Source organism: Streptomyces sp. NPDC046915 (assembly GCF_040644935.1).
Taxonomy (GTDB): Bacteria; Actinomycetota; Actinomycetes; order Streptomycetales; family Streptomycetaceae; genus Streptomyces.
This window is the reverse complement of the sequence record NZ_JBEYXB010000008.1, coordinates 1-12,520: the sequence shown is the minus strand read 5'-3', so window position 1 is coordinate 12,520 and position 12,520 is coordinate 1. Positions and strand designations below refer to the sequence as shown.

11 protein-coding genes and 1 tRNA gene are annotated in these 12,520 nt (G+C 71.0%); 9 read left to right on the top strand and 3 right to left on the bottom strand.

Features of this window, described 5'->3' with window-relative positions; genetic code table 11:
* Positions 1–44 precede the first annotated feature (44 nt).
* The gene (locus ABZ915_RS21315) at positions 45–1,604 is read right to left on the bottom strand and encodes a potassium/proton antiporter (protein ID WP_361805162.1); all 1,560 of its coding nucleotides are present in this window, start codon (positions 1,602–1,604) and stop codon (positions 45–47) included.
* A 184-nt stretch (positions 1,605–1,788) separates the two neighbouring features.
* Here ABZ915_RS21315 and ABZ915_RS21310 point away from each other — a divergent pair, with 184 nt between their 5' ends.
* Positions 1,789–4,587 carry a penicillin acylase family protein gene (locus ABZ915_RS21310; protein ID WP_361805159.1) on the top strand — a complete coding sequence of 933 codons (2,799 nt, stop codon included), beginning with the start codon at positions 1,789–1,791 and terminating at the stop codon, positions 4,585–4,587.
* Between the two features lie 66 nt (positions 4,588–4,653).
* Here ABZ915_RS21310 and ABZ915_RS21305 read toward each other — a convergent pair whose 3' ends face one another.
* Positions 4,654–5,250 (bottom strand): 5-formyltetrahydrofolate cyclo-ligase, encoded by a 597-nt coding sequence (locus ABZ915_RS21305; RefSeq protein WP_361805156.1) that lies wholly within the window; start codon positions 5,248–5,250, stop codon positions 4,654–4,656.
* Positions 5,251–5,383: 133 nt separating this feature from the next.
* Between ABZ915_RS21305 and galU the strand changes: the two genes are divergently transcribed.
* The 8 genes from galU (at position 5,384) to ABZ915_RS21265 (ending at position 11,295) form a co-directional block, all read left to right on the top strand.
* Positions 5,384–6,295, top strand: a complete 912-nt coding sequence (gene galU, locus ABZ915_RS21300; protein WP_361805153.1) for a UTP--glucose-1-phosphate uridylyltransferase GalU — start codon at positions 5,384–5,386, stop codon at positions 6,293–6,295.
* Positions 6,292–7,614: a gephyrin-like molybdotransferase Glp gene (gene glp, locus ABZ915_RS21295; protein WP_361805150.1), complete on the top strand. Its 1,323-nt coding sequence runs from the start codon at positions 6,292–6,294 to the stop codon at positions 7,612–7,614. Before galU ends, glp begins: the two co-directional genes overlap by 4 nt.
* Before the next feature lie 62 nt (positions 7,615–7,676).
* Complete coding sequence (moaC, locus tag ABZ915_RS21290; protein WP_361805147.1) at positions 7,677–8,156, top strand: cyclic pyranopterin monophosphate synthase MoaC; 480 nt, start codon at positions 7,677–7,679, stop codon at positions 8,154–8,156.
* Positions 8,153–8,659, top strand: a complete 507-nt coding sequence (locus tag ABZ915_RS21285; protein ID WP_361805144.1) for a MogA/MoaB family molybdenum cofactor biosynthesis protein — start codon at positions 8,153–8,155, stop codon at positions 8,657–8,659. Before moaC ends, ABZ915_RS21285 begins: the two co-directional genes overlap by 4 nt.
* 20 nt (positions 8,660–8,679) lie before the next feature.
* On the top strand, positions 8,680–9,282 hold the full coding sequence (locus ABZ915_RS21280) for a GNAT family protein (protein WP_361805141.1): 603 nt from the start codon (positions 8,680–8,682) through the stop codon (positions 9,280–9,282).
* A gap of 158 nt (positions 9,283–9,440) precedes the next feature.
* Complete coding sequence (glpR, locus tag ABZ915_RS21275; protein ID WP_361805138.1) at positions 9,441–10,700, top strand: gephyrin-like molybdotransferase receptor GlpR; 1,260 nt, start codon at positions 9,441–9,443, stop codon at positions 10,698–10,700.
* Between the two features lie 93 nt (positions 10,701–10,793).
* Positions 10,794–10,867, top strand: a tRNA-Ala gene (locus ABZ915_RS21270).
* Between the two features lie 263 nt (positions 10,868–11,130).
* Positions 11,131–11,295: a hypothetical protein gene (locus ABZ915_RS21265; protein ID WP_361806323.1), complete on the top strand. Its 165-nt coding sequence runs from the start codon at positions 11,131–11,133 to the stop codon at positions 11,293–11,295.
* Between the two features lie 161 nt (positions 11,296–11,456).
* Here ABZ915_RS21265 and ABZ915_RS21260 read toward each other — a convergent pair.
* Positions 11,457–12,520 (bottom strand): transcriptional regulator (locus tag ABZ915_RS21260; RefSeq protein ID WP_361805135.1); only part of this gene is annotated, 1,064 nt, incomplete at its 5' end.

Here is a 12,520-nt window from a genome sequence, read left to right as displayed (position 1 = left end):
ATCAAGCCGGGCACGGCTGTGAAGCAGAGCACGACGACCCGTGTTCACCTGGGGTTTGTCTCGTTCGTCCCCAGCCATCCGGCCAGCTTGCCGCCCCTCCCGACCGCGCGCAGGCGCCGTTCCGCGGCGTCCCGGACCGGGTCGGTGGCGACCACGAGGAGTTCGTCCCCGTGCCGTAGCACCGTGGTGGGCAGCGGAACGAACGATTTTCCCTCGCGGACGACGAGGGTCACGGCGGCCCCGGCCGGCAGTCGCAGCTCGTTCACCTCGACGCCGTGCATCCGCGAGCCCTCCGGGACCTCCACCGACAGCAGGTGGCCGCGCAGCCGCTCCAGGGGGGCCGACTCGATGCCCAGGTCGGCGGCCTCGGTGCCGTCGCCCAGCCGCAGCGCGCGGGCCAGCCAGGGCAGCGTCGGCCCCTGGACGAGGGTGTAGACGACGACCAGGACGAAGACGATGTTGAAGATGCGGTGGCTGGCGTCGACGCCGTTCACCATGGGGATCGTCGCCAGGATGATGGGCACCGCGCCGCGCAGCCCGGCCCACGACATCAGGGCCTGTTCCGGCCACGGTACCCGGAACGGCGCCAGGCTGAGCACCACGCTCAGCGGGCGCGCCACCATGGTCAGCGCCAGGCCGATGACCAGGGCGGGCCAGATGTCGTCGCCCAGTTCGTGCGGGGTGACGAGCAGGCCGAGCAGGACGAACATGCCGATCTGGGCGATCCAGCCGAGCCCTTCGGCGAAGCCGCGCGTGGCGGGCCAGTGCGGGAGCCGGGCGTTGCCCAGCAGCATGGAGGCGAGATAGACGGCGAGGAAGCCGCTGCCGTGGGCCAGGGCGCCGACGGCGTACGCCGTGACCGCGATCGCCATCACGGCGATCGGGTAGAGGCCGGAGGCGGGCAGCGCCACGTGCCGCAGGCCCCAGGCGCCCAGCCAGCCCACCGCGAGGCCGACGGCCGCGCCGATGGCCAGCTCCAGGAGTATCTCGCCCACGAGCACGTACCAGTGCTCGACCCGGCCGGCCGTGGAGAAGGCGACGACCAGGATGACCACCGGGGCGTCGTTGAAGCCGGACTCCGCCTCCAGGGTGCCCGTCACGCGCGCGGGCAGCGGGATTCTCCGCAGCACCGAGAAGACCGCCGCCGCGTCCGTGGAGGACACCACCGCCCCGATGATGAGTGCCTGCCGCCACCCCAGTCCGACCAGGTAGTGGGCGCCCGCGGCGGTCACGCCGACGCTCACCGCGACCCCGGCCAGCGCCAGGGTGGAGGCGGCCGGCAGGACCGGCCGGATCTCCTTCCACTTGGTGCCCAGACCGCCCTCGGCCAGGATCACGACGAGGGCCGCGTAGCCGATGACCTGGGTCAGTTCGGCGTTGTCGAAGTGGATGTTCCCGATGCCGTCCTGGCCCATGAGGACGCCTATCCCCAGATACACGAGCAGGCTGGGGAGCCCGCTGCGCGAGGAGATCCGGACCGCCGCGACGGCGACGAGCAGGACGACGGAGCAGACGAGCAGGAGCTGGTCGAGGTGGTGGACGGACAGCGGCGGTTCCTCCCCTTTTGATCCGGAAGGCGACTTCCCGGCGAGTATTCCGGTCAACTTCTGCGGTTACTTCGTTACCTTACCTAACTCTTGACGATTTCTTGACGAACCACAAGGCAAGATCGAACGTCCGTCCGCGCCTGGACCCGACACCGCGTCAAGGGGCACCGGGCCCTGCGCCTATGGTTGCTCCAGCACTCCAGTACCGCCTGCCGCTCGCGTTAGGACAGCAAGGACAGCGATGCCCCCCAAAACCACCGCCTCAACGGGTGACAAGCCCGGCAAGTCCGGCAGGAAGAAGGGGCGCAAAGCCCGTCTTATCGTGCTCGTACTGGTGCTGGCCATCATCGGAGGCATCGCCTACGGGGCCTACTGGTCCATCAGCACCGTGCGCGCCTCCTTCCCGCAGACCAAGGGTTCCATCACACTCGACGGCCTGTCCGGGCCCGTCGACGTGAAGCGGGACGGTTACGGCATCCCGCAGATCTACGCCTCGTCCGACGAGGACCTCTTCATGGCGCAGGGCTTCGTGCAGGCGCAGGACCGGTTCTACGAGATGGACGTGCGCCGGCACATGACCTCCGGGCGCCTGTCGGAGATGTTCGGCAAGGGCCAGGTCAAGAACGACGAGTTCCTGCGCACCCTGGGCTGGGACCGCGTGGCCGAGAAGGAGTACGACACCAAGCTGTCGGCCGCCACGAAGAAGTACCTCCAGGCGTACGCCAAGGGGGTCAACGCCTACCTCCAGGGCAAGGACGGCAAGGACATCTCCCTGGAGTACGCGGCCCTGGGCTTCACCAACGACTACAAGCCGGAGAAGTGGACCCCGGTCGACTCGGTCTCCTGGCTGAAGGCGATGGCCTGGGACCTGCGCGGCAACATGCAGGACGAGATCGACCGCGCCCTGATGACCAGCCGCCTCGGCCCCCAGCAGATCGCCGACCTGTACCCGGACTACCCGTACAGCCGCAACAAGGCGATCGTCCAGGAGGGCCAGTACAACGAGCTCACCAAGACGTTCCAGCAGGGCACCGGTACGACGGGCACGAGCGGTACGTCGGGCACCACGGGCACGAGCGGTACGACGGGCACGAGCGGCACCACCGGGACCTCCGGTTCGTCCTCGTCCGGTTCGGCCGTCACGAGCCAACTGGGGGGCCTCTACAACGTCCTCGACGACGTCCCCGCGGCCGTCGGCGTGAACGGCCAGGGCATCGGCTCCAACTCCTGGGTGGTCGGCGGGAAGTACACCATCAGCGGCAAGCCGCTGCTGGCCAACGACCCGCACCTGTCGGCCTCGCTGCCCTCCGTCTGGTACCAGATGGGCCTGCACTGCCGGACCGTCTCCAGCAAGTGCCAGTACGACGTCACCGGCTACACCTTCGCGGGCATGCCGGGCGTGATAATCGGCCACAACGCCGACGTCGCATGGGGAATGACCAACTCCGGCGTCGACGTCACCGACCTCTACCTGGAGAAGCTCAGCGGCGAGGGCTACCTGTACGACGGCAAGGTCCGGCCCTTCACGAGCCGTGAGGAGACCATCAAGGTCGCCGGCGGCGACTCGAAGAAGATCGTCGTCCGGCAGACCAACGACGGGATGCCCCTCCTCTCCGACCGCGACGACGAACTCGTCCAGGTCGGCAGGAAGGCCGAAGTGAACACGGCGGCCCCCGACCGCGGCGACGGCTACGGCATCGCCCTGAAGTGGACCGCCCTTCAGCCGGGCACCTCCATGGACGCCGTCTTCGCCATGGACAGGGCGGCGAACTGGAGCGACTTCCGCTCGGCGGCCGGGCTGTTCGACGTGCCCTCGCAGAACCTGGTCTACGCCGACACCAAGAACAACATCGGCTACACCCTGCCCGGCAAGATCCCCACGCGCGCGAAGGGCGACGACGGCGCCATCCCGGCGCCGGGCTGGAACTCCAAGTACCAGTGGACCGGCTACATCAAGCAGGACGAGCTGCCCTACGAGTACAACCCCTCGCGCGGCTACATCGTCACCGCCAACCAGGCAGTGGTCGACAAGGACAAGTACCCCTACACGCTCACCACGGACTGGGGCTACGGCACCCGCAGCCAGCGGATCACCGACCTGATCGAGTCGAAGATCAAGGGCGGCGGCAAGATCTCGACCGACGACATGCGCCAGATGCAGCTGGACAACAGCAGTGAGATCGCCAAGCTGCTGGTGCCCAAGCTGCTGAAGATCAACCTCGACGACAAGGACGTCCGCGACGCCCAGAAGCTGCTGGAGGGCTGGGACTACACCCAGGACGCCGACTCGGCGGCGGCCGCCTACTTCAACGCGGTCTGGCGCAACATCCTCAAGCTGGCCTTCGGCAACAAGATGCCCAAGGAACTGCGGGTCAAGGGCCAGTGCCTGTGGGTGGACAAGATCGACTCGACCGGCCCGGTGGACGACGACACCAAGGTGCGCGAGTGCGGCGAGCGCGACACCGACCAGGCGCAGCCGGACGGCGGCGACCGCTGGTTCGAGGTCGTGCGCACCCTCATGGACAAGCCGAACAGCGACTGGTGGAAGACCCCGGCCGGCGTGGGCGACCGCAACAAGGCCGACAACCGCGACGAGCTGTTCAAGCGCGCCATGGTCGACGCCCGCTGGGAGCTGACCGCCAAGCTCGGCAAGGACATCGACACCTGGAGCTGGGGCCGGCTGCACCGCCTGTTCCTGAAGAACCAGACCCTGGGCACCGACGGCCCCGGCATCCTCCAGTACATCCTCAACCGCGGCCCCTGGAAGCTCAGCGGCGGCGAGGCGACGGTCAACGCGACCGGCTGGAACGCGGCCGGCGGCTACGGCGTGGTCTGGGTGCCGTCGATGCGGATGGTCGTCAACCTCGACGACCTCGACAAGTCGAAGTGGATCAACCTCAGCGGTGCCTCCGGACACGCCTTCAGCGCCCACTACACCGACCAGACCGGCAAGTGGGCCAAGGGCGATCTCCTGCCCTGGTCGTTCTCCGGCAAGGCGGTCGACGGCAGCACCAGCGACACGCTCGTGCTGAAGCCGTGAGCACCGGCACCGGTCGCTGAACCAGCCGCTGAAATGGCCCTCCACGCACGCGTGGAGGGCCATTTCTCATCCGGCTCCCCGCTCGGCGTCCCGGAAGCGCCGTACGCCCGACGGCGTCACCACCGCGTGCACCGGCCGGTCGTGCGGCTCCTCCGGGACGCGCCCGACCACCTCAGCGTCGTAGAGCAGCACCACCAGCGCGGGATCCGCGCCCGCGCGCTCCAGCCGGGCCAGCACCCGGTCGTACGACCCTCCGCCGCGCCCCAGCCGCATCCCGCGCGTGTCCACCGCCAGGCCGGGCAGCAGGACGGCGTCGGCGGCCGTCACGGCGTCCGGGCCGAGCCGCTCGCCGGAGGGCTCCAACAGTGCCATCCTCCCGCCGTGTTGCACGCGCGCGAGGGAGCCCTCACCGGCGTACACACCCCAGTCCAGGTCGTTGTCCGGCAGGAGCACGGGCAGCAGCACGCGCACGCCCCGCGCGCGCAGCGTGTCGAGCAGCGCGAGCGTGCCGGGCTCACTCCCCACGGAGACGTACGCCGCGACCGTGCGCGCGTGGGCCAGTTCCGGCAGTTCCAGGGCGCGCCCGGCCAGCGCGGTGGCCGCCTCCCGCACGTCACCGGGCGTCAACCTGCCCCTCACCGTGAGGAACTCCCGCCGCAACATTCGCTTGTCAGGCTCGCCCTCGCGTCCTGCCTGGTCCACAGGTCGTACCCGTACTTTCCTCAATAGGTTCAAATGAGAGACATCCAACCTGAGCCACAGTTTCCCCACAAAGGCACCGGATAAGGTTGCGGGCATGACTCAGTCGCACCCCAGGATCAGCAAGGCCGTCATTCCCGCAGCAGGCCTCGGTACCCGGTTCCTGCCGGCCACCAAAGCCACTCCCAAGGAGATGCTGCCGGTCGTGGACAAGCCCGCGATCCAGTACGTGGTCGAGGAGGCCGTGTCGGCGGGGCTCGACGACGTCCTCATGATCACCGGACGCAACAAGCGTCCCCTGGAGGACCACTTCGACCGGAACTACGAGCTGGAATCGGCTCTCCAGAAGAAGGGCGACGCCGGCCGGCTCGCCAAGGTCCAGGAGTCCAGCGACCTCGCGACCATGCACTACGTGCGCCAGGGCGACCCCAGGGGCCTGGGCCACGCGGTCCTGTGCGCCGCCCCGCACGTCGGGCACGAGCCCTTCGCCGTCCTGCTCGGCGACGACCTGATCGACCCGCGCGACCCGCTCCTCCAGCGCATGATCGAGGTCCAGGAACTGCACGGCGGCAGCGTGATCGCGCTGATGGAGGTCGCGCCCGAGCAGATCCACCTCTACGGGTGCGCGGCCGTCGAGGCCACCGAGGACGGCGACGTGGTGAAGGTGACCGGCCTGGTGGAGAAGCCGGAGGCGGCGGACGCCCCGTCGAACTACGCGGTCATCGGCCGCTACGTCCTCGACCCGCACGTCTTCGAGATCCTGCGCAAGACCGAGCCGGGCCGCGGCGGCGAGATCCAGCTGACCGACGCCCTCCAGCAGATGGCCGAGGACGAGAAGGCCGGCGGCCCGGTGCACGGCGTCGTCTTCAAGGGCCGCCGCTATGACACCGGCGACCGCGGCGACTATCTGCGTGCCATTGTCAGGCTCGCGTGCGAACGTGAAGACCTGGGCCCGGAGTTCCGGACCTGGCTTCGCAGTTACGTAGCCGAGGAGATGCAGCAACGTTGAGCAGCGCCGCGACCAGCCCCGCCGGCCCGGACCACCTCTGGTCGGTCGAGGAACACCTGGAGGACATCCTCACCACCGTCCGCCCCCTCGACCCCATCGAGCTGCAACTGCTCGACGCCCAGGGCTGTGTCCTGGTCGACGACGTCACGGTGCCGGTCTCGCTGCCGCCGTTCGACAACAGCTCCATGGACGGGTACGCGGTGCGGGTCGCGGACGTGGCGGGCGCGAGCGAGGAGTTCCCGGCCGTCCTGGACGTCGTCGGGGATGTCGCGGCGGGCGCGGCCCATCTGACCCCCGTCGGTCCGGGGCAGGCCGCCCGCATCATGACCGGCGCGCCGCTGCCGCCGGGCGCCGAGACCGTCGTCCCCGTGGAGTGGACCGACGGCGGGCTCGGCGAGGGCCCGGTCGGCGGGATGCGCGCGAGCAGCCTGGCCCCCGAGGGCGCCACCGGCCAGGTGCGCGTGTACCGCCCCGCGGAGGCACGCGCGCACGTGCGGGCCGCGGGCAGCGACGTGCAGGCCGGGGACCGCGCCCTGGAGGCCGGCACCGTCCTCGGCCCGCCGCAGATCGCGCTGCTCGCCGCGATCGGCCGCGGCACGGTCCGGGTGCGCCCGCGCCCGCGCGTGGTGGTGCTGTCCACCGGCAGCGAACTCGTCCAGCCCGGCGAGGAACTGGGCAGCGGCCAGATCTACGACTCCAACAGCTTCGCCCTCACCGCGGCCGCCCGGGACGCGGGCGCCATCGCCTACCGGGTGGGCGCCGTCGTCGACGACGCCGAGACCCTGCGGACCACCATCGAGGACCAGCTCATCCGCGCCGACCTGCTGGTCACCACGGGCGGGGTGAGCGTCGGGGCGTACGACGTGGTCAAGGAGGCGCTGTCGCACGTCGGCGACGCGGAGGAGCCGGGCAGCGGGGTGGACTTCCGCAAGCTCGCCATGCAGCCCGGCAAGCCCCAGGGTTTCGGCTCCATCGGCCCCGACCACACCCCCCTGCTGGCCCTGCCGGGCAACCCGGTGTCGTCGTACGTCTCCTTCGAGCTGTTCGTGCGGCCCGCCATCCGCACGCTGATGGGCCTGGCGGACGTGCACCGGCCCACGACCAGGGCGGTCCTGAAGGCGGACGAGGCGCTGAGCTCGCCCAAGGGGCGCCGCCAGTTCCTGCGCGGGGCGTACGCCGACGGCGAGGTGACGCCCGTGGGCGGCGCCGGATCGCACCTGGTCGCGGCCCTGGCGCAGGCCGACGCGCTGATCGTCGTCCCCGAGGACGTGACGGGCGTCGAGCCCGGCACCGAGATCGAGGTGGTCCTGCTCGGCTGAGCGGCGCCGGTTGGCGGTACCGTGTCGCGCACAACAGGCCGGGACCGGGAGCACCGCACACCATGAGTACGCAGGACCGACTGACACACATCGACGACGCGGGCGCGGCCCGCATGGTGGACGTGTCGGACAAGGACGTGACCGCCCGCACCGCCCGTGCCAGCGGCCGCGTCCTCGTCTCCCCGCGCGTGGTCGAACTGTTGCGCGGCGAGGGGGTTCCCAAGGGAGACGCCCTCGCCACCGCGCGCATCGCGGGGATCATGGGGGCCAAGCGCACCCCGGATCTGATTCCGCTGTGCCATCCGTTGTCGGTGTCGGGTGTGAAACTGGACTTGTCGGTCGCGGACGACGCCGTCGAGATCCAGGCCACCGTGCGGACGACGGACCGTACGGGCGTCGAGATGGAGGCCCTCACCGCGGTGTCGGTCGCCGCGCTCACCGTGATCGACATGGTCAAGGCGGTCGACAAGGGAGCGGTCATCACGGACGTTCGGGTGGAGGAGAAGACGGGCGGCAAGTCTGGCGACTGGAGCCGGGCATGACCTACCGGGCTCTCGTGGTCACGGCCTCCAACCGGGCCGCCGCCGGGGTCTACGAGGACAAGGGCGGTCCGCTGGTCGCCGACGGCCTGAAACGCTTCGGCTTCGCCGTCGACGGGCCGCAGGTCGTCCCGGACGGCGACCCGGTGGAGGCGGCCCTGCGCGCCGCCGTCGAGGCCGGGTACGAGGTCGTGGTGACCACCGGCGGCACCGGGATCTCGCCCACCGACCGCACGCCCGAGGCGACCCGCCGGGTGATCGAGTACGAGGTGCCGGGCATCGCGGAGGCCATCCGGGCGTTCGGCCGGGACAAGGTGCCGACCGCGGCGCTCTCGCGGGGTCTGGCGGGAGTGGCGGGTGGCACGCTGATCGTCAATCTGCCGGGTTCCACGGGCGGGGTGAAGGACGGACTGGCCGTCCTGGAGCCCCTCCTGGCGCACGCCGTCGACCAGATCCGCGGCGGCGACCACCCCAGACCCGGCGCCGGCAGTGGGGGTGCGAGCTGAACAGCCCATCCTGGCCCGCCGTGCTGGTGGACGGCGACATCGTCCTGAGGCCGATACGGCTGCGCGACCAGAAGGCGTGGCGCGAGGTGAACCGGCGCAACCGGGACTGGCTGCGTCCCTGGGAGGCGACCATTCCGCCGCCCACGCCCACCGGTCCGGTCGCCCACCGGCCGACCTACCGGCAGATGGTCCGCCACCTCAGGTCGGAGGCGAACGCGGGCCGGATGCTGCCGTTCGTCATCGAGTACCAGGGGCAGCTGGTGGGCCAGCTGACGGTCGCCGGGATCACCTGGGGTTCGATGTGCTCGGGGCACGTCGGCTACTGGGTGGACCAGGCGGTGGCCGGGCGCGGGGTGATGCCGACGGCCGTGGCGCTCGTCGTCGACCACTGTTTCCGCACGGTCGGACTGCACCGCATCGAGGTCTGCATTCGTCCCGAGAACGGGCCCAGCCGCCGGGTCGTGGAGAAACTCGGATTCCGCGAGGAGGGCCTCCGGCCCCGTTATCTCCACATCGACGGAGCATGGCGCGATCACCTCGTCTTCGCGCTCACCGCCGAAGAGGTACCGGAAGGTCTTCTCGCACGCTGGCGGCGCGCACGCTCGCAGAACGCCTCCAATTGAATACGGCCGCAAATCGTCCGCGAACTGATCGAATAAGCGTTCGAAATTGATCGGTTGATCGCATCGAGCGCAAAAAATGCTGGAAATATCAGCCAGATCGTGCGACACACCGGCCCAATTGGCGGATGGCCTCATGCAAACCCCTCTACGGTGTGAGAGTGAGCAGCAGCGGCCTCATCTACGCAGTCATCGTCGGGGCCTGGGCCGCCTACTTGGTGCCGATGTGGCTCCGTAGGCAGGACGAGCTGAACGAGGCTCGTCCGACGGAACGCTTCAGCACCGCCATCCGGCTGTTGTCCGGACGGGCGGGTATGGAGCGTCGGTACGCCAGGGACCTGCGGTCGCGCTCCACCCAGGAGGGGGAGCAGGACACCGACGCTCCGGGCGTCGTCACCGACTCGGTGGACGTCCGGGCCTTCGCCATGCCTCCGACCCGCCGGCAGGTGCGGGCGGAGGCCGGGCCGGAGGTCGTTGAGCGTGCGGAACCGGTGCGCGCCCAGACGGCCGCGCCCGCGCCCAAGTCGATCCCCGCGCCCAAGTCGATCCCCGCGCCCAAGTCGGCCCCCGCGTCCGCGTCGGCGTCCGTCCCCGTGTCCGCGTCCGCGTCCGCCTCCAAGCGGGTACCGGCCGCGCGGCGGGCGCCCTCCAGCGAGTCGGCCGCGGCGCGCGACCGGCGCTCGAAAGTGCTCGCACGCCGTCGGCGTACCACCGTGATGCTCTTCCTGGCCTTCACCCTCGGCGCGATCGTCGCCGCCGTCGGGGGGCTGGCGTTCCTGTGGGCACCCGGTGTGCCAGCCGTCATGCTCAGCGCGTACATCGTCTACCTGCGCGCCCAGGAACGCCGCCGCTTCGCCTACCAGATGGACCGGCGCCGGGCCGAGGTCGCCGCCCAGCGGCTGCGCGAGCAGCCTCGCCGGCGCGCGCCCCTGGGCGGGGGTGCGGGCGCCCCCGAACCGGACGAGGGCCCCGAGTCGGAGACCGACCCCGGGATGTCCGCGCTCGCCGCGGACCGCCGCGCCCTCGTCGAGCAGACCGACCACGCCGAGTGGGTCGACCAGCAGCGCGAGCGCCGGCGCCGGCCCGAGCACGGGGACAGCTGGGACCCGGTGCCGGTGCCGCTCCCGACATACGTGACGGCGCCGGTCGCGCCCCGGGCCACCTCCGACGTGGACCTGGGGGCGCCCGACACCTGGAGCTCGGCGCGGTCCGGCCCGGTGACCCCGGAGCACGAGGCGCAGGCCGCCGCGCACGAGCCGGAGCCGGGCGACCCGGTGTCCGCCGACGACGACAGGCAGGCCGCCGACGGCCGCACCGACGCCCGCCGCGCCGCCTCCGCCCGCCGTGCGCGCGAGCGTGGCCGCACCCCCCTCTTCGACCAGTACGAGGAAGGCGGCCGGCCGCGCGCGGCCAACGAGTGACCGCCGCCACATCCGCCGGAGCCCGCCCCTGACCAGTCGGGGAACGGATTTCCAAGCACCCCGATGGGGATGCTAAAGTTTCACTCGTTGCAAGGGCCTGTGGCGCAGTCCGGTAGCGCACCTCGTTCGCATCGAGGGGGCCAGGGGTTCGAATCCCCTCAGGTCCACGCATCGCTGTTCTTGAGTTGGCTCAGGGGCAGTTGACGAGATCCCGCCGATCTTCTTGATCGGTCGGGATCTTTGTCGTTTCCGGGCCTGTTGGGAAAGGCTCTCCCAGCCCTTGGCCGAGGCCGCGTCCGCGAAGCAGACTTCCCAGTGGCCGCCTGGTGCCGGTGGCGCGGCGCGGTCGCCACGGCCCGCGGTCATGCGCCGCCCCGCGGATCCGGTACCGGACCGTGGTCGTCGCCGTGATCCTGGGGGTGGCGGCCTGATGCACTCCCTCCCCGCACTCCGGCTGCTGCGATGGCTCTCGCCGAACGTCGAGGTGCGCTACGCCGCTATCCGGCTGTCCGAGTGCCTGGCCGACGTACTGCGGGTGGCGGAGTCCCGCGGCCGACGACTGCCGACGCCCTCCCCGGACACCGCCGAGGACTAGTGCCGCGACAGGCAACGTTCGCCCCGTCGCGACGCCCGGCACGCACTCTCGCCGCACCGGGCACAAGCCCAAGTACATCCAGTACGAGGGCTCGCACCCGGCACGCCGAGAGCACGCACCGGACGCCGCTCCTTGACGGGCAAACGTTGCCTGCCGCGGCACTAGCTGCCGTAGGGGTGGACCCACTGGCGTTCGCCGGAGTCGTTCGTGCCGTACCAGTAGCGGGGCATTCCCTTGGTGCTGGTGGTGTGGAACGGGCGGCCGTGGTCGTCGATGCGGATCGTTCCGGTGCGGCCCTGGGAGGACCAGTCGAGCTCCAGGTACCAGCGGGCGTCGTGGGTTTGGGTCGTCGCGTCCACCAGCAGGACTTCGGGATCCTCGGCGGAGACGCGGTACGGGAAGTGCACGGCCGGGATGGTGTGTTCGGTGTCGGCGGCGTCGGCGCCGTCCTTCGGGCGGGCGATGGGGCGGTCGGCGTCGAGGTTCACGGTGAAGCTGCGGGGTGTCAGGTCACCGCCACAGCCCTGGTCCATTTCGTACACGGTGCCGGGGGCCGGGTTGCCGCGGCCGACGACGCGGACCCGGAGCGCCTCGAGGACGACGGCAGTGGAGGACCGGCCCTGTACCGAGATCTGCACCATCGTCTGCCGCCCGTGCACCGCGCCCTGCGTCGCCGCCCACGCTGCGGCGTCCTGCTGCACCGGGGGCGGGGGGACCTGCGTGGGCGGCTTGTCGATGACGTAGTCGTGGCTGCAGCCCCCGCTCCAGATCTGGGAGTCGGCGCTCCAGGTGACGGGCACGCCGGTGGCCGGTCTTGCGGCGTGGGTGGGGTCTGTGCCCCTGCTCGCGGCGGGCGAGCCAGGGGTCTTGTTCTTCGGGCTGGGTGAGGACGAGTTGTCGTCGCCGGTGAGGGAGGGGCTCGTGGACGGGGTCGGCTTCGATGAGCCGTGGGGCCTCGTGGGAGCGGTCGTACGCGAGCCGGACGCGTCCGAGGGGCGATCGGCCGGCAGGGCCGACAGGCTGCCCAGGGTCGCGACCAGCGCGCAGGCGGCAGCGGTGGACACCAGCACCCGTCGGCGGCGGTACCAGGGGCGGGGAGCCGGGGCGGCCGCTTCGTCCTCGGCGGTGGCGGCGGGCGCTTCGTCCACCGGCTCCTCCGGCTCCTCGGCCGCCGCGGCCGTCGTACGGACCCGCTGCCGCGCCGCCACCGCGAGCAGCCACAGCC